This is a genomic window from Bacillus alkalisoli (assembly GCF_002797415.1).
GTDB classification, from domain to species: Bacteria; Bacillota; Bacilli; order Bacillales; family Bacillaceae_I; genus Bacillus_CD; species Bacillus_CD alkalisoli.
In genome coordinates this window covers 1,377,432-1,397,765 of sequence record NZ_KZ454944.1, presented here as the reverse complement: position 1 = coordinate 1,397,765, position 20,334 = coordinate 1,377,432, and the positions used below count along the sequence as shown (strand labels likewise).

Annotated in this window: 22 protein-coding genes and 1 riboswitch; of the genes, 4 read left to right on the top strand and 18 right to left on the bottom strand. The window is 34.9% G+C overall.

The annotated features are described in order from the left end of the window. Positions 1 to 159: 159 nt before the first annotated feature. Positions 160 to 732 (top strand): hypothetical protein, encoded by a 573-nt coding sequence (locus tag CDZ89_RS06705; protein ID WP_096153375.1) that lies wholly within the window; start codon positions 160 to 162, stop codon positions 730 to 732. Positions 733 to 808: 76 nt separating this feature from the next. After that, positions 809 to 894: riboswitch (cyclic di-GMP riboswitch) on the top strand. Between the two features lie 183 nt (positions 895 to 1,077). On the opposite strand, the gene CDZ89_RS19575 is transcribed toward CDZ89_RS06705, so the two are convergent. The 5 genes from CDZ89_RS19575 to CDZ89_RS06685 all read right to left on the bottom strand — a co-directional run bounded on the left by CDZ89_RS19575 (position 1,078) and on the right by CDZ89_RS06685 (position 5,246). Next, positions 1,078 to 1,233 carry a YwzD family small protein gene (locus CDZ89_RS19575; RefSeq protein WP_157842687.1) on the bottom strand — a complete coding sequence of 52 codons (156 nt, stop codon included), beginning with the start codon at positions 1,231 to 1,233 and terminating at the stop codon, positions 1,078 to 1,080. Positions 1,234 to 1,395: 162 nt separating this feature from the next. After that, the gene (locus CDZ89_RS06700; protein ID WP_096153374.1) at positions 1,396 to 1,809 is read right to left on the bottom strand and encodes a zinc uptake transcriptional repressor Zur; all 414 of its coding nucleotides are present in this window, start codon (positions 1,807 to 1,809) and stop codon (positions 1,396 to 1,398) included. Further along, complete coding sequence (locus CDZ89_RS06695; protein ID WP_096153373.1) at positions 1,809 to 2,645, bottom strand: metal ABC transporter permease; 837 nt, start codon at positions 2,643 to 2,645, stop codon at positions 1,809 to 1,811. The genes CDZ89_RS06700 and CDZ89_RS06695 overlap by 1 nt, the downstream gene beginning before the upstream one ends. Further along, positions 2,642 to 3,436: a metal ABC transporter ATP-binding protein gene (locus tag CDZ89_RS06690; protein ID WP_096153372.1), complete on the bottom strand. Its 795-nt coding sequence runs from the start codon at positions 3,434 to 3,436 to the stop codon at positions 2,642 to 2,644. The genes CDZ89_RS06695 and CDZ89_RS06690 overlap by 4 nt, the downstream gene beginning before the upstream one ends. 382 nt (positions 3,437 to 3,818) lie before the next feature. Next, a complete protein-coding gene (locus tag CDZ89_RS06685; RefSeq protein WP_100333403.1) occupies positions 3,819 to 5,246 on the bottom strand; it encodes a two-component system sensor histidine kinase NtrB in 1,428 nt (475 codons plus the stop codon). A gap of 123 nt (positions 5,247 to 5,369) precedes the next feature. Between CDZ89_RS06685 and CDZ89_RS06680 the strand changes: the two genes are divergently transcribed. Then, on the top strand, positions 5,370 to 5,624 hold the full coding sequence (locus tag CDZ89_RS06680; protein WP_096153370.1) for a DUF2624 domain-containing protein: 255 nt from the start codon (positions 5,370 to 5,372) through the stop codon (positions 5,622 to 5,624). A 210-nt stretch (positions 5,625 to 5,834) separates the two neighbouring features. Here the strand turns inward: CDZ89_RS06680 and CDZ89_RS06675 are convergent, their stop codons facing one another. Next, the gene (locus CDZ89_RS06675) at positions 5,835 to 6,734 is read right to left on the bottom strand and encodes a deoxyribonuclease IV (protein WP_096153369.1); all 900 of its coding nucleotides are present in this window, start codon (positions 6,732 to 6,734) and stop codon (positions 5,835 to 5,837) included. Between the two features lie 358 nt (positions 6,735 to 7,092). After that, positions 7,093 to 8,397 carry a DEAD/DEAH box helicase gene (locus tag CDZ89_RS06670; protein ID WP_406564917.1) on the bottom strand — a complete coding sequence of 435 codons (1,305 nt, stop codon included), beginning with the start codon at positions 8,395 to 8,397 and terminating at the stop codon, positions 7,093 to 7,095. A gap of 304 nt (positions 8,398 to 8,701) precedes the next feature. Here CDZ89_RS06670 and CDZ89_RS06660 point away from each other — a divergent pair, with 304 nt between their 5' ends. Continuing rightward, on the top strand, positions 8,702 to 9,304 hold the full coding sequence (locus CDZ89_RS06660) for a YqfQ family protein (RefSeq protein ID WP_227521450.1): 603 nt from the start codon (positions 8,702 to 8,704) through the stop codon (positions 9,302 to 9,304). A 197-nt stretch (positions 9,305 to 9,501) separates the two neighbouring features. Then, on the top strand, positions 9,502 to 10,452 hold the full coding sequence (locus CDZ89_RS06655) for a 4-hydroxy-3-methylbut-2-enyl diphosphate reductase (RefSeq protein ID WP_096153366.1): 951 nt from the start codon (positions 9,502 to 9,504) through the stop codon (positions 10,450 to 10,452). Positions 10,453 to 10,516: 64 nt separating this feature from the next. Here the strand turns inward: CDZ89_RS06655 and CDZ89_RS06650 are convergent, their stop codons facing one another. The 11 genes from CDZ89_RS06650 to CDZ89_RS06605 all read right to left on the bottom strand — a co-directional run bounded on the left by CDZ89_RS06650 (position 10,517) and on the right by CDZ89_RS06605 (position 20,144). Next, positions 10,517 to 11,638, bottom strand: a complete 1,122-nt coding sequence (locus CDZ89_RS06650; RefSeq protein WP_100334270.1) for a Nif3-like dinuclear metal center hexameric protein — start codon at positions 11,636 to 11,638, stop codon at positions 10,517 to 10,519. A 2-nt stretch (positions 11,639 to 11,640) separates the two neighbouring features. After that, positions 11,641 to 12,345 (bottom strand): tRNA (adenine(22)-N(1))-methyltransferase, encoded by a 705-nt coding sequence (locus tag CDZ89_RS06645; RefSeq protein ID WP_096153365.1) that lies wholly within the window; start codon positions 12,343 to 12,345, stop codon positions 11,641 to 11,643. 157 nt (positions 12,346 to 12,502) lie between these two features. Then, entirely contained in the window at positions 12,503 to 12,865 is a 363-nt protein-coding gene (cccA, locus tag CDZ89_RS06640) for a cytochrome c550 (RefSeq protein ID WP_096153364.1), read from the bottom strand. A gap of 169 nt (positions 12,866 to 13,034) precedes the next feature. Continuing rightward, positions 13,035 to 14,174, bottom strand: a complete 1,140-nt coding sequence (locus CDZ89_RS06635) for an acyl-CoA dehydrogenase (RefSeq protein WP_096153363.1) — start codon at positions 14,172 to 14,174, stop codon at positions 13,035 to 13,037. A gap of 106 nt (positions 14,175 to 14,280) precedes the next feature. Beyond that, positions 14,281 to 14,814, bottom strand: coding sequence for a hypothetical protein (locus tag CDZ89_RS06630; RefSeq protein WP_096153362.1), 534 nt, complete (start codon positions 14,812 to 14,814; stop codon positions 14,281 to 14,283). Positions 14,815 to 14,916: 102 nt separating this feature from the next. After that, positions 14,917 to 16,041 carry an RNA polymerase sigma factor RpoD gene (rpoD, locus tag CDZ89_RS06625; protein ID WP_096153361.1) on the bottom strand — a complete coding sequence of 375 codons (1,125 nt, stop codon included), beginning with the start codon at positions 16,039 to 16,041 and terminating at the stop codon, positions 14,917 to 14,919. Positions 16,042 to 16,083: 42 nt separating this feature from the next. Next, the gene (gene dnaG / locus CDZ89_RS06620; protein ID WP_096153360.1) at positions 16,084 to 17,901 is read right to left on the bottom strand and encodes a DNA primase; all 1,818 of its coding nucleotides are present in this window, start codon (positions 17,899 to 17,901) and stop codon (positions 16,084 to 16,086) included. Between the two features lie 31 nt (positions 17,902 to 17,932). Next, on the bottom strand, positions 17,933 to 18,148 hold the full coding sequence (locus tag CDZ89_RS20460) for a DUF188 domain-containing protein (protein WP_406564878.1): 216 nt from the start codon (positions 18,146 to 18,148) through the stop codon (positions 17,933 to 17,935). A 29-nt stretch (positions 18,149 to 18,177) separates the two neighbouring features. After that, complete coding sequence (locus tag CDZ89_RS20455; protein WP_406564877.1) at positions 18,178 to 18,399, bottom strand: hypothetical protein; 222 nt, start codon at positions 18,397 to 18,399, stop codon at positions 18,178 to 18,180. Between the two features lie 281 nt (positions 18,400 to 18,680). Next, positions 18,681 to 19,490: a pyruvate, water dikinase regulatory protein gene (locus tag CDZ89_RS06610; RefSeq protein WP_096153359.1), complete on the bottom strand. Its 810-nt coding sequence runs from the start codon at positions 19,488 to 19,490 to the stop codon at positions 18,681 to 18,683. Positions 19,491 to 19,508: 18 nt separating this feature from the next. Further along, the gene (locus CDZ89_RS06605) at positions 19,509 to 20,144 is read right to left on the bottom strand and encodes a transcriptional regulator CcpN (RefSeq protein WP_096153358.1); all 636 of its coding nucleotides are present in this window, start codon (positions 20,142 to 20,144) and stop codon (positions 19,509 to 19,511) included. Positions 20,145 to 20,334: the final 190 nt, after the last annotated feature.

Sequence of the window (20,334 nt, the reverse complement as noted above, 5' to 3'; positions counted from 1 at the left end):
AAAACGAATGCTTTACCGTTATACGGAGTTATTTATTCGTTTTTAAAGTTATTTTTATAAAAACATGCTGCAATTATTCGTTTTTCGTATAGTAGTAATACATTATGAAACGGACCCACATAATATAAATAAGCATAAACCCAAGATGGAGGAAAAAAAATGAGAAAAAGATTAGGTATAGATATAGACGGAACCTTAACATGTCCAAGTTCTTTTGTTCCATATATAAACGAATCCTTTAATATGAACATTACTTTAGAAGATCTAAAGCAATATGAACTAAGTCCTCTTATTGGTATTTCTGATGAGGAATTTTGGAAATGGATGGACAAGGTGGAGCCAGAAATATATAAAAGTAACCCACTTGCTTTTGGCGCTAAATCTATACTGGACAAATGGAATAATAAATTTGATCTTTATTTTATAAGTGCACGGAGACAACACCTATACGATGTAACATCCAATTGGTTTGCTAATCAAAAGATTGACTTTGATCATCTTGAATTAATCGGCACTCATAATAAAGTAGCTACCGCCAAAAAGCATGAAATAGATATATTCTTTGAAGACAAACATGACAATGCTTGTGACATTAGTGAAGAATGTGATATACCAGTTATTTTATTTGATACTCCTTACAATCGTTTACCTGTACCTAAAAATGTTATTAGAGTGAACGACTGGTTTGAAGCTGAAAAATGGGTAAATGAATTTTTAAGTGTCAAAAGTTAATTTGTAAAAAATTCTATAAAATCCATTTATTTTTTAGTTCTTTTCCCCTATACTAAAATTAGTATGATAGAAAAGCCATACGAAAAGGCAAACCCATTGAAAAATGGAGACGCAAAGCTAAGGGGCTAATGTAATTTTTTACTATGCTTGCCAGCTACCGAAATAACTCCGTATAGGCTTTACATAGGGGGACGGCTAAGTGACAAATGGAGAATCATGGTTAACACCAGCCAGAAAAGACAAACTTTTAAATGCAATATTAATACTATTTGCAATCTCTATTGCAGCTTGCTTAACTTACTTTGTTCAATAAAAAGCCCGCTTCCTAAGCGAGCTTTTTTGTATTCACTTTTTATTATCCATAACCCATAACAACTGATGTTGAATAAAATCCACAAGCTCTTGAGCTGATATTTGTTCAGAAGTGTCCCCAACTCTCTTTGCTTTTGATAAAATGTCCATTAACTGTTCTTTTTTAATCGAAGCATATTGTTTCTTCATTGTTTACACCCTATTTCTCAATTCTTAGTACAACACTTCGATAAGGGTAGTCGCTTTATGTCGGGTAGAAGTCCAATTATATTAATAGCATTTTATGTAAACACCTTAAAAATGTTCAAAAAAAAGAAGAAACGGTGTGTAAAAATCACACCTTTCTTCCTTTTATAATATGCATTCCGGGCACTTACCGTAAATTTCAAACTTGTGCCCTGTAACATCATAACCTTTTAAGTTGTCAGAAAGTGCCTTCATTGGGCAAGTTTCGATTTCTTTTGTTTTTCCACAATCCATGCAAATAAAATGGTGGTGATGGTGCTTCGTGCTACAAGTGAATCGAAAATGCTTTTCTCCTTGTAGTTCTGTCTTTTCTAATATACCAAGCTCTTCAAAAAGGCCTAAGTTTCGATAAATCGTATCAAAACTTAAACCAGGGTAATTATCTTTTAATGAATCTAACACATCTTTTGCAGTTAAATATTTATCTGAATCAGCAAAAAGTTGTAGCATCTCTTCCCTTTTTCCCGTATATTTATAACCTTTGTCTTTCATTAGATCTAGTGCCTGTGTGACATTCATTATTTTCCTCTCCTTATCTTAGTCCAAACAATCGTTGCAATAAGTATAATTACAGAAATGATGACAATGGTTCCCCCTGGTGCTAAGTCTAAATAAAAAGACGTAATCAGTCCTCCAATTACCGCAATTTCTCCGAATAATATAGAAAGAAAAATCGTTTGTTTAAATCCTTTAGCAATCCGGATACTTGATGCTACAGGCAAAGTCATTAAGGAAGACACTAATAATATTCCAACAATTCTCATGGAAGAAGCAATAACTAATGCTACCATTATGATAAATAAAAAGTGAAAAAACCGCGCGTTTATTCCAGAAACACGAGCATGCTCCTCATCAAATGATAGTACGAAGAATTCTTTATAAAACAATATAATTGTAATGATGATAATGGCTGAAATAACTAAAATTGTCCAAAAATCTGCTCTCGATACAGCACTTACACTACCAAATAAATAATTAAATAAATCTGTATTAAAACCGTCTGCTAAAGAAATGAAAATAACTCCAAGTCCAATACCACTTGATAAAATAATCGGAATAGCTAACTCTTGATAGTGTTTATAAATACTTCTAAGCTTTTCAATAAACAACGCACCAGCGACCGAGAACCCCATTCCAAAATATAGAGGACTAACTCCCACCATGAATCCAAACTTTTTTTCTACGAATAAACTAGCCGCAATACCTGCAAGTGTCACGTGACTTAGCGCATCGGCAATTAAGCTCAGTCTCCTTACAACAACAAAGACACCGAGTAATGGAGCTATAAAACCTATCAAAATACCTGTATAAAACGCATTGCGTAAAAATTCAAATTGCATTAATGCTGAAATCATGCTCCATTGCCTCCATCGTGATGGTGATGGTGATGATCATGACTTAATACATGAAGGTCATGACCGTAAAATTGTGATAAATCTTTCGTACGTAGTTCTTCAAACTCTTTTGTTACACCGTGGAAATGTAAATTTTTATTAATACAAGCTACGTGTGTTACTTTATCTGTAATAGTTCCAACATCATGTGTCACCAATATCAAAGTAATATTTAAATTCTTATTTAAATGCTCCAACATTTGATAAAAGTTTTGAACATTTTTACTATCTACCCCAACAGTAGGTTCATCAAGAATTAGCAATTCTGGTTCACTAACTAACGCGCGCGCAATAAAGATACGTTGTTGCTGACCACCAGAGAGCTCACCAATGTTTTGATGAATAAAATCTTCCATTCCAACTGATTTTATTGCATCTAGCACTTTGTTTTTATTTTCTTTATTAAAAAATTTAAACAGGCCGACTTTCGAAACTAGCCCTGTTGATACTACTTCAAACACAGTAGCAGGGAAACCGGTATTAAAACTATTTGCTTTTTGAGACACAAACCCTACCTTATTCCACTCTTTAAACTTGCGAACATCTTTCCCAAATAGTTGGATTGTTCCTTTTTGCGGTCTAAGTAAACCTAATACACATTTTAATAGGGTGGATTTACCTGATCCATTTGGACCTACCAAACCTAGAAATGCTCCCTTTGGAATAGTTAAGTTAATATCTTCTATAACATTTTGTTGTTCATATTTAAATGTTACGTGTTCTATTTTTAAAACTGCTTCATTATTTTGCAACTTGCTCACACCTTATAGATAAGAATCGTTACGATTTTATAACAATATTTTAGTATACAGGAGTGTTAGGAGAAAGTAAATAAAATTAGATTTGAGGACTAATTGTTGATCTTCGCTACAGGAGTTCACTTTACGCGGATGGAATCGGGAACCTCCTCGGCGCATTGCCGCCTGTGTGGGGTCTCCCTTGTCGCGCTCTCCCGCAGGACAAGGAAAGCTACGCCGCAATGCATCGCACGAAGAAAATGCGTATGCTGGAGTCTCGCACCTGTAGCGAACATCAACCTATTTTTTACAAAGTATTTTACGATATATTTAAATAAAACACTCAAAGAAATATTATTTTTTTAAAAACATGGCCGTAAAATAAAAGCCTAAACAGTTATGTTAGGCTTTTGGATAGTGGTAGGGAGAAGGTGAAGGTTGTTCCTTCTTTTAATTCGGTATCAATTTTAAGTTCGCCATCATGATCTTCTATAATTTTTTTACAAAGCGGGACTCCTAGCCCATTGCCGTTTTGCTTTGTTGTAAAGAATGGCTGACCAATTTTTTCTAGTGTTTTCTCGTCTATTCCAGGTCCGTTATCTTTTACAGAAACTAGGATACAATTACCGCTTCTTACTACTTTCATTTCAATTCTTTTGTCTTTTTTTATTTCTTCCAGAGCTTCTATGGAGTTTCTCAACAAGTTAAGCATAACTTGTTTAATCATAGATTCATTAACAAGTAGCTCTTCTTCTATTGGCTCAATATAACAGTCAAATTGAACATTATGTAGTAAACATTCTGACTGAAAAATATAAACAAGTGACTGAAATAAATCTTGAGGCTTCATAGATTGTTTTGTTAGTTTCTTTTTTGAGACGGACAAGAAATCTTCAATAATGTCGTTCATCCGATTGATTTCATCCAAAACAGTTGGATAATACTTTTCCCATTCATTCGTTATTTGAGAGAGTTGAATGAAACCTTTAATAACAGACAGAGGATTTCTCAATTCGTGAGCCATTCCAGCTGAAATTTGAGAGACAGACTCCATTTGTTGCTTATAGATTAACAAGTTTTCAAACTTATGTTGATAACTTCTATCATGAATGATAAACAACGTTCTATTTTCCTCTTGAAAATATAGACCTTGAACTTGTAGTAATTGATCGTCTAAATAAAAATATCTCTCAACAAAAGAATTTTCCGTTACTATTTCTTCATGTATGGCTAAAAATTTATTTTTTAATATTTCATTTGCAGGAATATCTAGTAATGATACATCTATGTATTTACTCTGTTGTAGAGGAAGGTTTAACAAATTAAGACTTTTCTTATTCAAATATTGAATAATTCCATTATCTGAGATGACAAAAATCGCCAAATCTAATTGTACCGTTATAAACTGGAGGAGCCTAACAGATTCCTGTGTTTTACCACCTAATAATTGAATTGGTAATTGATTATCCCTTACAGGTATCTTTTGGGCTTGCAAGTATATTTTATTTTCATAAAGTTTGCCTTTATATAAATAGAATTCATTTTGAAGTTGGGGGTGAGATTGGGGTGCTGAATGAATTAAAATTCTTTTTAACACATCACCTTTTCCAGAAATGATTTGATCTAAAAACGTGTAAACATCATTTCTAATCTCTTGAGTAAATAATGAGTAGAATGAAGCACTGTCATATAAATCCGTTTGAAAAATCTCTTTTGCCAAGTTATTAAACTCTTCAATTGTGCCGTTCAAATGTAAAACAAATACTATTTCTTCGCGTAACTCATTAAGTATAGAAGCATGGCTCTTTTCAATATTCGCAACCAAGGAATTTCCCTCCTAACCCTCATAACAAATAGTATACAATAATTTACCACTTCTTGTCATATTTTTTTCAATATACACATTTCTAGGCGACCCATCATAAGTTGAAGTAGGAGGGATTGAGAAATGAATATTTATCAGACTATCGTGAACAAAAAACTAAATAGTATTACCTCAAGCGAACTTATTGAGTATGCCGGGCAGTACCAAATTCCGTTAACGAATGATCAAGCGAAAAAAGTTTCGAATTTGTTACAGACGAAAAAGGTAAATATTTTTAATACATCCGAACGTCTTCAGTTAATGAAAGAAATTGCGAGAATAACTGGCCATGATACGGCGAAAAAAGTAAACCAGTTGTTTGTGGAGTTTACAAAATAAAAAAAGATTAGGCTAGTGTTAATGTTAACGACACCAGCCCAATCTTTTTTCAATTAACCGAGTGAGTTTCATAATGTGCAATTACTAAACGAAAAACGAATATTAAACCTATTATTTAATATATTAACGTTTTTTTATATCGAACGTTATATAATTATAATAAACTTATCATTCGTTTTTCACTAAACGAACAGTAATTATGAAATTGATTCAACCATTAAGAATATTATCTAAAATATTTTCGTCAAATGTTTTAGATTTCAGCATTTCGATTTCGAATTTATATGGAGGTTTTTTGTTTTTCTTGTCTTCTCCAACATAAGGTGTTTCTAATATTTTCGGTACGTGCATTAGTTGTTCATGATGAATAATGTAATTAATTGCGTCAAAACCGATTTTACCGAAGCCAATGTTTTCATGGCGATCTTTTCTCATACCTCGTTCATTTTTACTGTCGTTAATATGAAGAACTTTTAAACGGTCCAAACCGATAATAGAGTCGAATTGTTCTAAAACACCATCAAAGTCATCGACAATATTATAGCCAGCATCATGAACGTGGCAAGTATCAAAGCATACAGATAGCTTTTCATTTAAATGTACACCATCCATAATTGCTGCGATTTCTTCGAATGTAATACCACATTCAGAACCTTTTCCGGCCATTGTTTCGAGTGCAATTTGTACTTGTTGTTCTGGTACTAATACTTCGTTTAAACCTTTAATGATTTGAGCAATCCCTAAGTCAGAACCTGCTCCAACATGAGCCCCTGGATGAAGAACAATTTGTCTTGCACCTAACGCTTCTGTACGACGGATTTCTTCTCGTAAGAAGTTGACTCCTAGTTCATATGTTTCTGGTTTCTGTGAATTTCCAATGTTGATTATATAAGGAGCATGAACAATAATATTGGAGATGCCGTTCTCTTTCATGTGTTTTTGTCCGGCTTCTATATTTAAGTCTTCGATTTTTTTGCGTCTTGTGTTTTGTGGTGCACCTGTGTAAATCATGAAAGTGTTTGCACCGTATGAAGCAGCTTCTTTACTTGCAGCTAACATCATGTCTTTCCCGCTCATTGATACATGAGAACCAATAATTAAGTCTTTCAAATCTGTCACCTCTTCTTTTCTGTCCTACAATATGTTAACACAAAAGAGGTGGCTTGTCTTTTTTAGAATACTACTAAAACGTAGTCCGTTCCTTTCCGCTACAGGCACTGGCTTTCCACGGGGAGGAAGTCGAGCCTCTTCGGCTTCGCCTGCGGGGTCTCGACCTTTCCTCTATTTCCCGCAGGATAAGGAAGGCTGCGGAGCGATGCATCCTCCGTAAGAAGATGCGTATGCATTTTCGAGGAGTCCAGTACCTTCCGCTCCAAGTCACTATGATTTATAAAAGACAACAACCTTAACCCAAAGATAATTTGAGTATTACATGAGACACCAGAAGTAAACTTTCTTATTCTATTTATTACTTACGCTTTAAGCGGCGTTGGCGTTTTTTGTAGTTTTCTACTTCTTCTTTGTGTTTCTTTTTATAGCCTGGTTTTACTTTTTCAGTCTTTTTAACAGCTCGTTTTGCTTGGATGTCTATTTCATCGACTTTCTTTTTACGATCTTGGCGTTTGTTTAATACTCCATGCTCTACCCATTCACCATTTTTCAAATCCACTAGGCTGAAAGTAATACCTAGCTTTTGAACCGTTTGGACTTTATTTTCATCAGAAGGTTCAAATAATGTTGCAGCAATACCAGAAGAACCGGCGCGTGCTGTACGTCCAACTCGATGTATATAAAAGTCTAAATCAGACGGTAGTTCATAGTTAATAACATGACTTACCCCTTCAATATCAATTCCACGAGCTGCTAAATCTGTCGCAACAACAAATTGGAATTCAAGGTCATTAATTTGTTTCATCACTTTTTTACGCTCACGTGGATTTAGGTCTCCGTGGATTCTACCAACCTTTAGTCCCTGCTCCATCAAACTGTCTGCCACTTCATCCGCTTTTTTCTTCGTGTTTGTAAATACAATCGCTAAATACGGGTTATAGGCAACTAACGCTTTATAAAGAAGGGTTAACTTGTTACGTGATTTGACTGGTATTAAAACGTGACTAATATTTTGTGCTGTAATTTGTTTTGGTGCAACGTGAGTAAATTTAGGATTTTCTAGATATTTTTTTAAGAATGGCTTTAACTTTTCTGGAATTGTAGCAGAGAAAACTAAGATTTGTAATTTCTCAGGCATAGCCGCAGCTACCTTATCAACATCTTCAATAAAGCCCATGTCTAACATTAAGTCCGCTTCATCCACTACTAACGTTTTCGCTGTATGAACAAATAATGCTTTCTCACTCATTAAGTCTTTAATTCTTCCAGGTGTACCTACAACTATATGTGGTTGTTGTTTTAATTTATCGATCGTCTTTTGCTTGTCCGTTCCACCAATATAACAACGGGCTTGGATAGAACCTTCTGCAAATTTTGTGATTTTTAAAACTTCTTGATAAATCTGAGTTGCTAGTTCTCGTGTTGGCGCTGTAATGACAGCTTGTACCTCTTGTTTTTCTAAATCTAATTCATTAAGAATAGGCAATAAATACGCATGTGTTTTTCCTGTTCCAGTTTGTGATTGGCCGATTACACTTTCCCCTTTTAGGATGGATGGAATTAACCTTTCTTGTATTTCTGTTGGCTTTTTAAAGCGTAAGTCTGCAATTGCTTCTAAAAGAAATGGTTTTAATTGTAACCGCTCGAATGGATTTGTCATAATATACCTCCGTAAGTTTAATTTTTTTATATGTAATGGCAGTTATTCTTTCGATCTGAAAAGGCCTTACTATTTCAAATAAAAATGAGAATGATTCCATACAAATATGTTTATTTATAGCTTATCCAATAAGTCCAATATTTTATTATAAAGGATTTCAACTAGTTTGGCTAGACCAGTAGCGCCCATTCTCATTAACATATAAACAATTCCGCTATAAATTGCATACCTTATAAGTGAGAATTCGTGACAATTGACTACTAAAATAATATGAAAATTTTTTATATAAGTGAAAGGAGGATGTAACATGTTTTATGGTCCCGGTCGACCACCTTATCCACCGATGCCTCCCGTTAATCAGTTTGGACCTGGTGGGTTTATGCCAAGAAATATTCCTAATCAAATGATGATGAGGGGTGCTCCACCACAAATGCAAATGTTCGGAGCTGCTAGAGGGGCTCGTAGTGGAGGCGGACTTCTTGCAAAGTTGTTCGGTAGAACTGGTGCAAGTAGTATCGGAAATATGAGTAGTGTTGGACAAATGGCAGCACCTTCTACTCTACAGCAATTAGCAAATCCATCTAACATTACGGGTTTTTTAACAAATATTCAAAAAGCTCTTGGTATGGCAGAACAAGTGATGCCAATGGTACAACAGTATGGACCTTTAGTGCGAAATTTACCAGCGATGTGGAGACTTTACAGTGAATTAAAAAATGTTGATACAAATGCTGATGATGATGAAGAAAAAGATACAACAACAGATTCAGTTGAAGAGACTACAACTGAATCAAAAGCTGAAGAAGTAGATGTGCCACTTACTAAAAAACAAGTAAAAAAGAATATTGCTGTAAAAAAGAAAAAGCCTCAATCGGAAATTAAAGTATCTAAGCCTAAGCTCTACTTATAATTCTTTGTAAAATCCTCCTTTCTCTTATATAATGATAATAGTAATAGGGAGTGTTTTATCACTCTCTTTATTTATTTGCTAATTCGATATATTCGAATCAATTTCATAATTACTGTTCGTTTAGTAATTGTACATTATGAAACTCACTCATTTAGTGTAAATTAACGAATTTAGCTAACGTTTAAGGAGGATGTAGCATGGAAATTATTAAAATTGCTCCTCGTGGCTATTGCTATGGTGTAGTAGACGCAATGGTGATTGCTAGAAATGCAGCATTAGATAAATCATTACCTCGTCCAATCTATATTCTTGGAATGATTGTTCATAATAAACACGTTACAGATGCTTTTGAAGAAGAAGGAATCATTACATTAGACGGTGCTAACCGCTTAGAGATTTTAGACAAAATTGACCATGGTACAGTTATATTTACAGCACATGGTGTATCTCCCGAAGTGAAAGCTCGTGCAAAAGAAAAAGGACTAACAACCATTGATGCCACATGTCCTGATGTTACAAAAACTCATGACTTAATCCGCCAAAAAAAGGCGGAAGGATACCAGGTTATCTACATCGGAAAAAAAGGGCATCCAGAGCCAGAAGGTGCTGTTGGTGTCGCACCTGATATCGTACATCTTGTTGAAAAACAAGATGATATAGAAGCCCTTAACATCGAAAGTGACAAAATTATTGTTACGAACCAAACGACGATGAGTCAATGGGACGTATTAGACATTATGGATAAAGTAAAAGAAAAATATCCCCACGTTGAACAACATAAAGAAATTTGTTTAGCAACACAAGTGAGACAAGAAGCAGTCGCTGAGCAAGCTGGTGTTGCAGATGTAACGATAGTTGTTGGAGATCCGAAAAGTAATAACTCCAATCGCCTTGCACAAGTTTCGGAAGAAATCGCCAAAACACGTGCTTACCGAATTGCAGATATTTCGGAGCTTGACATTGAATGGCTAAAAGGTGCAAACACAGTAGCTGTTACTGCTGGTGCTTCTACTCCAACACCAATTACGAAAGAAGTTATTGCATTTATTGAACAGTTTGATCCAATTAATCCTGATACGTGGAAGCGTGAAAAAACAGTTCCATTAAATAAGATTTTACCAAAAGTTAAAAAACAAAAAACAACGTAAAAAAGGAGCTAGTCACGATTACCTTCATGACTAGCTCTTTTTCATATTGATGAGATAAGATTTTTTATAAAAATTGAAATGGATCTGTATTTGTTTCGGAGACAATTAGTTCTACTTCCCAATTTAATTGAGATGCGAACTGTTCCATTTTTCTTTTAACACCTTGCTTCATTATTTTTTCTGCATAGTGTCCTGGATCCACAACATTTAATCCAAGTGACATTGCATCGTGTGCAGTATGGAAGTACAAGTCTCCAGTCACATACACATCAGCCCCAGCAAATTTTGCATCGTAAATGTATTTGTTACCGTCTCCACCAACTACCGCCACTTTTTCTACTACTGTTTCAAGGTTGCCAACAACTCTTACATTGTCAACTTCGAGCGTGTTTTTTGTATGTTGTGCAAACTCTTTTAACGACATTTTACTTGGTAACTTTCCGATGCGCCCTAGCCCGATAATTTCTCCCTTATTTTCTAACGGAATGATATCATAAGCCACTTCTTCATACGGATGGGATTTCAATAATGCATTTACAACTCTTTTTTCTATAGAAGAAGGAATAATTGTTTCGAGCTTATGTTCTTGCACCCTTTCTAAAGCCCCTGATGCGCCGATAAAAGGTTGAGAGCCATCTAAAGGTAAGAATGTACCTTCTCCTATTGTGCTGTATGTACAATGGCTATAGTTGCCTATATGACCTGCTCCCGCCTGGCTAATCGCCTCTCTCACTTGCTCAACATGTGTACTAGGAACAAAAGTAATTAACTTCTTTAACTTATCTTCTTGTGTAGGTGCTAATACTTTTATGTCTGTCAATTGTAGAGCCGAAGCTAATAAATCATTTACACCACCAACAGCTATGTCAAGATTCGTATGAGCTACATAAACAGCTAAGTCATGTTTAATACACTTTGTTACTATTTTCCCTGCAGCAGAATCCTCCGTAACAGTTTTAAGCGCACGAAAAATGGGAGGATGGTGCGCAATAATTAAATCTACCTGTTTCTCTATCGCCTCATCTACAACACTCTCAAGTACATCTAATGTTACCATTACTTTTTGGACTGGTTTATTAAGGTTACCAATTTGTAGCCCTATTTTATCTCCCTCCATTGCATATTTTTTCGGAGAGAATTGTTCAAACGCTTGGATTATTGAGTGGCCGTTGGGAGTTTTACTCATCATTAGAGCACCTCCTGTACAATATTTATTTTTTCTTGTAATTCTTTTATTTTTTGTACGTTATCTTCCGTTATTGGAGCATTTTCAATTTGGGAAAATATTTTTTGCCAATGAGACAATTCATGTGTCCATTTTTTTCTAAATGTTTCATTCTTCTCTTCTAGTAAAAATGGACCTACTAATAAACCAGCCTGCTTATTTTCGGTATATGGTGCTGATGGGTTGCCTGGTTCTGCTACTAACACTTCGTATATTCTACCATCTTCTTCTAGAATGGATTCTTGTGTAAGCTCCCATCCATTTTGAAGTAGCCATTCACGAATTTTTATGGCACCGATATTGGGTTGTAAGATTAATCTCTTTACACCAGTTAATTTGTCTTTCCCAGATTCTAAAATAGATTGAATAAGCGTTCCACCCATACCAGCAATCGTTATACAATCTACTTCACCAGGGGAAATAACTTCCAGTCCATCCCCTTTTCTAACATCAATAACAGCTTGTAAGCTCGTTTTTTGAACCTGTTCTTTAGCAGATTGAAAAGGTCCTTCTACTACTTCTCCTGCTATGCCACTTGGAATGATACCATTTAAATAGGCATAACACGGTAAGTAAGCATGGTCAGAACCTATATCAGCAAGTGTGTATCCTTCAGGAATGTAATGTGCAACTGTTTCTAATCTTTTTGATAGTCTTAACTCGTTCAAATTATTCACCACAATCATTAATTTAAGTATAGGAAAATTATAGTTCAAAAAGGGGTGGAATGCCAATAATGCATTATATCTGAATTGAAAGTAAACGTATTATGAAAAAAAGTCCATTACACGAAGTGTAAAGGACTTTTTCAACTCTTAAATAGAATTATTCAGCGTCGCCTTCTTGGCCGTAGTTTGTAAGCCATTCAGCTAATACAGCTGCTTCTTCCGGTGATGCTAGGTTTCCTGGCATTGTTCCTTGACCATTTACGATAACGTCTTTAATTTGTTCTTCCGTTAAATTAAGGTTAAGTAGGCCTGGACCTGCTACACCTTGTAATTCGTTACCATGACAACCAATACATGACCTTTGGTAAAGCTCTTCACCTGATAAAAGTTCAACTGATCCACCAGCATCACCATCAGCCATATTTTTAGCTTGGTTTAATCCAACGAAAGAAAATAAGAACATTAGTCCTAAACCTAACACTGCAATAAATGCAAAAGGAATTAGCGGATTTCGATTCATGCTATTTTACCTCCTTATGTACGAGCCTAAACTTATACAAGCAATTTCTATTTTACTTTATATTTTACAATAGGAAAAGACCTATTTGTTACCTTGCCCAATTTATTCACATATTAGACACAAAAAAGACTTCATTGTTACATGAAGTCTTTCAAAAACAATATATAAATTAACAGCCAAGATGTCTAGCAATTACCATTCTTTGTACTTCTGAAGTTCCTTCTCCGATTTCTAAAAGCTTACCATCACGCATATAACGTTCTACATGGTAATCTTTCATATATCCATAACCACCATGTAACTGTACTGCTTGGTCGGCAATTTCCATACAAACTTCCGAAGCGTATAGCTTACACATGGAAGCCTCTTTTGAATACGGTCTCCCTTGGTCTTTCAACCAAGCTGCTTTGTAAACCATTGTTCTAGCTAATTCTAATTTCATTGCCATATCAGCTAGTTTGAATTGATTTACTTGGAAGCTTGATATTGAGCGACCAAATTGTTTTCTTTCTTTTGAATAAGCGAGCGCTCGCTCAAAAGCTGCTTGTGCAATCCCTACAGCCATTGCACCAATACCAATACGTCCACCATCAAGCGTAACTAAAAACTGTTTAAAGCCTTCTCCACGTTTTCCTAGTATGTTCTCTTGAGGTACTCTAACATCTTCTAACACTAATTCTGTTGTATTAGAAGCGTTTAAACCCATCTTTTCATAATTATCGACAATTTCAAAGCCTGGTGCATCTGTAGGTACAATAATTGCAGTGATCTCCTTATTGTTTCCTTCACGGCCCGTAATTGCAGTTAGTGCAAGGTGCTTCGCATAAGAAGCATTCGTAATAAAGCATTTATTTCCGTTGATAATATAATCGCTTCCATCTTCTATAGCAGTTGTTTGAGTGCCACCTGCATCTGAACCAGCATTAGGTTCTGTTAAGCCAAATGCTCCTAACGACTCACCAGTACAAATAGGAGTTAAATATTTTTCCTTTTGCTCTTTTGTACCAAACATATTAATTGGCGCTCCACCTAATGAAACGTGTGCGGAATAAGTGATACCTGTAGAACCACAAGCCCTACTTAATTCCTCTACTACAATTGCAAAACTTACAGTATCTGCTCCTGCTCCACCATATTCCTCTGGAAACGGTAATCCCATCATCCCTAAATCGCCTAAAGATTTAAATATATCAACAGGAAATTCTTTAGTTTTATCGCGTTCTAAAGCTCCAGGTGCTACCATTTCCTCTGAAAATTCACGGATCGTTTTTTTAATCATGGATTGTTCAGTTGTTAAGTCGAAGTTCATGAAAGTCCCCCCTAAAATGTAAAACTTCTTGTATACGCTTTCAAATGTATTATAATAGAAGTAAGGGAATTTTCTCAACATTTAAAAATCATAAAAATTTCTGAAATTATACTAGTATCATTATTGCTATTAAAGATAAATAAGAAATAATTGCAGCTACACTAAAATAATGCCATTTCATTTTCCATCCAACTAACAACCAACAACTTGCATGAATAAATATTGCAATAAAATAACTGTTTCCTGTAAAATGGAAATAATTCAGTAACATTATATTCCAGTATAATAATAAAATAGCAATTACTATTACCGGAATGTGTATGTATTGCTTTTCTTTCCTAAACATGAAGTATGCTATGGAAGACAACAAGGTAAATATTATTAAAAGGAGCATTTGCAATTCAACAGACAATTCAGTAAAATAAGTGACAAGAAACATTATTGGCACAAATACAGGCACAGAATATGCGATCATTAATCTCATAAAACCTCTTTTGTTATTAGCGCTTTCTGATTTAGAAGTATCTTCACCTTCTGAATATAACGCAAGTAAATAATCGCAATAGTGTCCAGGTAGTAGCTTACTTTTTTTCCAATAGGTGATTTCTTTTATTATTATCTCTTTTCGTTGTTTGTTCATGTCCTCACCTCATGATAAAATAACTGAAAATTCATACTGTTTCTTTTAACAAAAAAAATAGCTTACTTTTAGTTTAAAAAGTAAACTATTTCTTGTAAAGGTTTATTCTAAAAAGTCTTTTAGTCGTTTACTACGGCTTGGATGTCTTAACTTACGAAGTGCTTTTGCTTCAATTTGACGAATACGCTCTCTAGTAACGCCAAACACTTTACCAACTTCTTCAAGCGTGCGAGTACGTCCATCGTCTAATCCAAAGCGCAGTCTTAAAACATTTTCTTCTCGATCAGTTAATGTATCAAGAACATCTTCTAGCTGCTCTTTTAACAACTCATAGGCAGCGTGATCGGATGGAGACGTAGCATCTTGGTCTTCAATAAAGTCACCTAAATGGGAATCGTCTTCTTCACCAATCGGTGTTTCTAATGAAACAGGTTCTTGTGCAATCTTTAATATTTCACGTACTTTTTCCGGAGTTAAATCCATATCTTCTGCTATTTCTTCAGGAGATGGCTCACGACCTAAGTCTTGTAAAAGCTGACGTTGGACTCTTATAAGTTTGTTAATTGTTTCAACCATATGAACAGGGATACGAATCGTTCTAGCTTGGTCCGCAATAGCACGAGTTATTGCTTGACGAATCCACCAAGTTGCATATGTTGAGAATTTAAATCCTTTACGGTAATCGAATTTCTCAACCGCTTTAATTAGTCCCATGTTACCTTCTTGAATTAAATCAAGGAATAACATACCACGTCCTACATATCTTTTTGCAATACTAACAACAAGACGAAGGTTTGCTTCCGCTAAACGGCGCTTAGCTTCTTCATCACCAGCTTCAATTCTATTGGCTAAGCTAATTTCCTCTTCTGCGGATAATAAGTCTACTCGACCGATTTCTTTTAGGTACATTCGAACAGGGTCATTTATCTTCACCCCAGGTGGTACTGAAAGGTCGTTTAAATCGAATTCTTCTTCCTTAGCTTTTTTTATATTAAGATTATCAGTTGTACTATCTGCCTCACCAATAATTTCAATACCTTGTTCTGCTAAGGACTCATAATATTCATCCATTTGGTCAGATTCAATTTCGAATCCTGACATACGCTCGGCAATCTCTTCGTATGTTAACGATCCTTGTTTTTTACCCGCTTCAGTTAGTTGTTCTTTTACTTGTTCAAACGTTAATTCCGTTTCCAAATCTTTTGAGTGTGCTGACTTTTCTGCCATCACAGTCCCTCCTTCCAACATTGAAACGCGATAAGAGGCAATTTATTGTTTTAATGCTTTATTCATCTGAATAATTTCCATCGCTATTTGTGCTGCTTTTAAATAATCTTTATTTTGTTCTGCATGTTGCTTTTCTTTTTCTTTTTCTTTTATTGTTAACAACTTTGGGTAATTCAACACCTGTTTCATATAATCGTTTAAAACAATGTCACTCACTTCATCTTCAAGCGTTAACATTGCTAGCTCAGATACTAAGCTTTTCAGCTGATGATCATCCATTTTTTCCAACAAAACGCTAATATTTGGATCATTTCCTTCTTCATAAAAACCATATATATACGTAGCAATGGCTTTATGTTCATCTAAGTTAAATGAACCTTTTATAGCGTGTTGAACTTTATCTGATATATCACGATCTTTTAACATATGTGCTAATAAAAATCGTTCTGCATTCAGGTAAGCCGGAAGTAACTTTTTGGATAAAATACTCTTTTGATTACGTATAGTAGTATTTCTATTTTGTTCGTTATAATCCTTTTTTCTTGCAATTGTTTTGTATATTTGAAATTGTTGTTGCTTTAATGCATCTAAAGAAATGGAAAATTCGTCTGCCATTTGTCTTAAATAATGGTCCCGCTCTACCGCTTTTGTTAGCGTGCTTATTTCTTTTAAGGCATCCTCAATATAACGAATTTTTTCTCCTTCATTATTTAAGTTTCGGCCTCGCCTTAAATATCTAAGCTTAAATGCTGAGAATGTTAAACTTGCCCCTATTACATCGTGCTTAAACGATTCCGTTCCTTTGTTTTTAATGTAGTCATCAGGGTCCATTTTATCGGGAATCATTGCTATTCGTATTGAACATCCATGTTCCAATAAAAGGTTTGCAGCACGGTAAGCCGCTTCCACTCCAGCATTATCTCCATCATAGCAAATAACAACACTTTCCACATTTCTACGAATGATCCTTGCTTGATCCTCAGTTAGAGACGTTCCCATCGTTGCAATAGATTGAGGGAAACCCGCTCCGTCTGCAGCAATTACATCCGCGAAACCTTCAAATAAAATTACTTGTTGCTGTTTTCTTATATGTGGTCGTGCTTGGTGAAAGTTATATAGCACTTGGCTTTTAATAAAAATTGGTGTTTCTGGTGAATTTAAATATTTTGGTTTTCCTTCCCCTAAAATACGGCCAGAGAAACCAATGATATTTCCTTTCAAATCGTGTATAGGAAACATAACTCGGTCCCTAAATCGATCGAAATACTCTAAACTGTCCTCTTTTTCAATGATTAAGCCTGCTCGCTCAAGCAAATTCTCCTTGTAGCCACGTTTTGTTAAAAACTTTCTGGCAAAATCCCACGAATTGAGAGAATATCCAATACCAAACCTTTTCATCACATCATCTGTAAATCCTCTTGCGGTTAAATAGTCATATGCCTCTTGACCTTCTTTTGTATTTAGCAGTAAATGATGATAAAATTTTTGGAGAAGCGTATGTGCTCCAATCATTTTTTTTGTTTCTGAATTTTCTTCAGAAGCTTCATTTTTTGGTAAGTCAGGCAGTTCAATTTCAGTGTTAGAAAGTTTTGCTAACTTTTCTGCTGCTTCGACAAAACTAACGCCTTCTATTTCCATCACAAAGTTAAAGGCATTGCCACCCGCTCCACAACCGAAACAATGATATATTTGCTTATCTGGCGAAACAGAAAAAGAAGGTGTCGACTCTCCGTGAAAAGGGCAAAGTCCGAAGTAATTTTTTCCTTGTTTCTTTAATTGTACATATTCTCCGACTACATCAACAATGTCAGTAGATTGGCGAATTTGTTCAATTGCTTGTTCAGGAATTCTACTCATAATGACACTCCATAGTATACTATTTCTTTATTTATCAACGAATTCCTGCAAGATTCGACAAATTTTCTTGAAGTTTGTTCTTAAATTGCTGTCTATCTTCATCAGTAAAAGGTTTTGGCCCTTTGCTATATACACTTTTACGACGTTCTTTCGCTGATACGTGTCTCATAAATAGACGCTGGTCCATATCTCCTTCTGTATAAACAATTCCACGAGGAGAAAGAACATAAACTTTTCGATTTACCAACATGCTGGCTAATCCAAGATCTTGCGTTACAACTACATCTTTACTTTTGCCTTATTTAATATGTAAAGATTTGCTGACTCCTTTCCTTCATCTACGTAAATCAAAGAACCATTTAAATCTTTATTACATACATGAGAATAGGAAGCAACAAAGTAAACTTCTACATTATATGCATTACCTAGAAGACTTATTTCTTCCTTTACTGGGCATGCGTCTGCATCTACTAAGATAATGGGAGATGTTTTTAATTGCATGTTTGTTTGATTCTACATCCCTTCCCAAAAACCTTCTTTTTTCGATATGTTTTTTTCGTTTGTCGAACGATTTTACTTTCTGAACCTTGACTTACAGATAGTTTTAGTTTATTCCTTTATTGCAAAGTCTAAACGTGCGAATGTATTTTTTTATCACAATTTTTTATTATAATACAAACTTTTTAAATTGACTACTATTTTTTTGTTGAAAATGATTTTTAAACTCAAATATTACAAAAGAAAAAAGAGCACACAGTTTTGGCGCTCTTTCATAGAAACATTTATCCATTCTTTTTTTGATAAAGATTATAAATAATATTTGCTGTTTCTTCTACTGCTTTGTTTGTTACGTCAATAACTTCACAGCCTAGCTTATTTACTAGGTTATCAAAGTAATTTAGTTCTTCTTTGATGCGTTCCATATTTGCATAGGAAGCTTGATCGTTTAAACCTAGTGCTTTTAAACGTTCACGTCGGATGTCGTTTAGTTTTTCTGGACTTATTTTCAAACCGATACATTTCGTTTTAGCAACCTTGAATAGTTCGTCAGGAGGGTCTACTTCTGGAACAATCGGTACATTTGCAACTTTTAGGCGTTTATGTGCTAAGTATTGTGATAAAGGAGTTTTGGACGTACGGGATACACCAATCAATACAATGTCCGCCTTAAGAATACCACGTGGGTCTCGGCCATCATCATATTTTACAGCGAATTCAACCGCTTCGATTTTTTTGAAATAATCTTCGTCTAATTTCCTTACAAGGCCAGGTTGATAACTTGGCTTCACATTATATTCTGTTTCCATTAACTCAATGAGAGGGCCGATAATATCGTATACAGGTACTTGTTCATGTGCAGCTGTACTAATTAAATATTGTCTCATTTCAGGTACTACTAATGTGAAGGCAATGATTCCTTGATTTAACTTGGCTAAACTTACCACTTCATTAATTGTATTTAAGTCTTCTGCATATGGAACTCGTTTTAGAGAAAACTCTTCACCACTAAATTGGCTTATTGCCGCTTTAACAGATAATTCTGCTGTTTCTCCAACAGAGTCAGAAACTACATAGATGGTGCGTTTATTCATTGTACTCCTCCAATCCCATTAAATAATCTCGTCATTTGATAAAGCTACAAGCATTTTCGTAATGTTCGTTTTCGTAATTCTACCGACAACTTCATAGCCCTTTTCCGTTTCTTTTACGACTGGAAGTGCATCTATTTGTTTTTCAATTAGTTTTTTTGCAATATCAATAATTAAGTCTTCTCTAAAACAATATGTTACGTTCGGCATTCTCGTCATAATAATATTTACTGGTATCGTCGTTAGCTCTTGTTTCCCTAAACTCGCACGTAGTAAATCTTTTCTTGATAGAACACCAACTAGGATAGAAGATTTATCCACTACAAATAAGGTTCCTACATCTTCTAAAAACATCGTACAAATAGCATCGTACACGGAGACACTTTCATTTACTACAACCGGAATCGATTGATGGTCGTTTACTTGGATTTTTTTTATTCGATCACTTAATAATTGTGAACCAGTTTTTCCTGTATAAAAATAGCCTACACGAGGACGAGCATCTAAATAACCTGCCATAGTTAAAATAGCTAAATCCGGTCGTAATGTAGCCCTAGTTAAATTTAATTGTTCCGCAATTGCTTCACCAGTGATTGGCCCGTTCTCTTTTACAATTTGCAAAATATGTTCTTGCCGTTTATTGAGTTCTATTTTCACTCACCACCTAGACAATATATCCATTATTCACTTGTTGAAATATGTAACAACAAGGAGCTAGTCACAAGTAAATATGTCATACTTAATAAAAAATAATATATACTAATTATACTGATAAAACGCAGAATTGGAAAGAGGCTGACGAAAATTCTTCCAAAAGTCAGCCTTTTCCTATTTCTATAACTTTTTC

What these genes read in the sequence shown, in the direction of transcription:
- CDZ89_RS06705 (WP_096153375.1), top strand. Translation starts at nt 160, where the DNA reads ATGAGAAAAAGATTAGGTATAGATATAGACGGAACCTTAACATGTCCA.
- CDZ89_RS19575 (WP_157842687.1), bottom strand. Translation starts at nt 1,233, where the DNA reads ATGAAGAAACAATATGCTTCGATTAAAAAAGAACAGTTAATGGACATT.
- CDZ89_RS06700 (WP_096153374.1), bottom strand. Translation starts at nt 1,809, where the DNA reads ATGAATGTCACACAGGCACTAGATCTAATGAAAGACAAAGGTTATAAA.
- CDZ89_RS06695 (WP_096153373.1), bottom strand. Translation starts at nt 2,645, where the DNA reads ATGATTTCAGCATTAATGCAATTTGAATTTTTACGCAATGCGTTTTAT.
- CDZ89_RS06680 (WP_096153370.1), top strand. Translation starts at nt 5,370, where the DNA reads ATGAATATTTATCAGACTATCGTGAACAAAAAACTAAATAGTATTACC.
- CDZ89_RS06660 (WP_227521450.1), top strand. Translation starts at nt 8,702, where the DNA reads ATGTTTTATGGTCCCGGTCGACCACCTTATCCACCGATGCCTCCCGTT.
- CDZ89_RS06655 (WP_096153366.1), top strand. Translation starts at nt 9,502, where the DNA reads ATGGAAATTATTAAAATTGCTCCTCGTGGCTATTGCTATGGTGTAGTA.
- CDZ89_RS06650 (WP_100334270.1), bottom strand. Translation starts at nt 11,638, where the DNA reads ATGAGTAAAACTCCCAACGGCCACTCAATAATCCAAGCGTTTGAACAA.
- cccA (WP_096153364.1), bottom strand. Translation starts at nt 12,865, where the DNA reads ATGAATCGAAATCCGCTAATTCCTTTTGCATTTATTGCAGTGTTAGGT.
- CDZ89_RS06635 (WP_096153363.1), bottom strand. Translation starts at nt 14,174, where the DNA reads ATGAACTTCGACTTAACAACTGAACAATCCATGATTAAAAAAACGATC.
- CDZ89_RS06630 (WP_096153362.1), bottom strand. Translation starts at nt 14,814, where the DNA reads ATGAACAAACAACGAAAAGAGATAATAATAAAAGAAATCACCTATTGG.
- rpoD (WP_096153361.1), bottom strand. Translation starts at nt 16,041, where the DNA reads ATGGCAGAAAAGTCAGCACACTCAAAAGATTTGGAAACGGAATTAACG.
- CDZ89_RS20460 (WP_406564878.1), bottom strand. Translation starts at nt 18,148, where the DNA reads ATGTTGGTAAATCGAAAAGTTTATGTTCTTTCTCCTCGTGGAATTGTT.
- CDZ89_RS20455 (WP_406564877.1), bottom strand. Translation starts at nt 18,399, where the DNA reads ATGCAATTAAAAACATCTCCCATTATCTTAGTAGATGCAGACGCATGC.
- CDZ89_RS06610 (WP_096153359.1), bottom strand. Translation starts at nt 19,490, where the DNA reads ATGAATAAACGCACCATCTATGTAGTTTCTGACTCTGTTGGAGAAACA.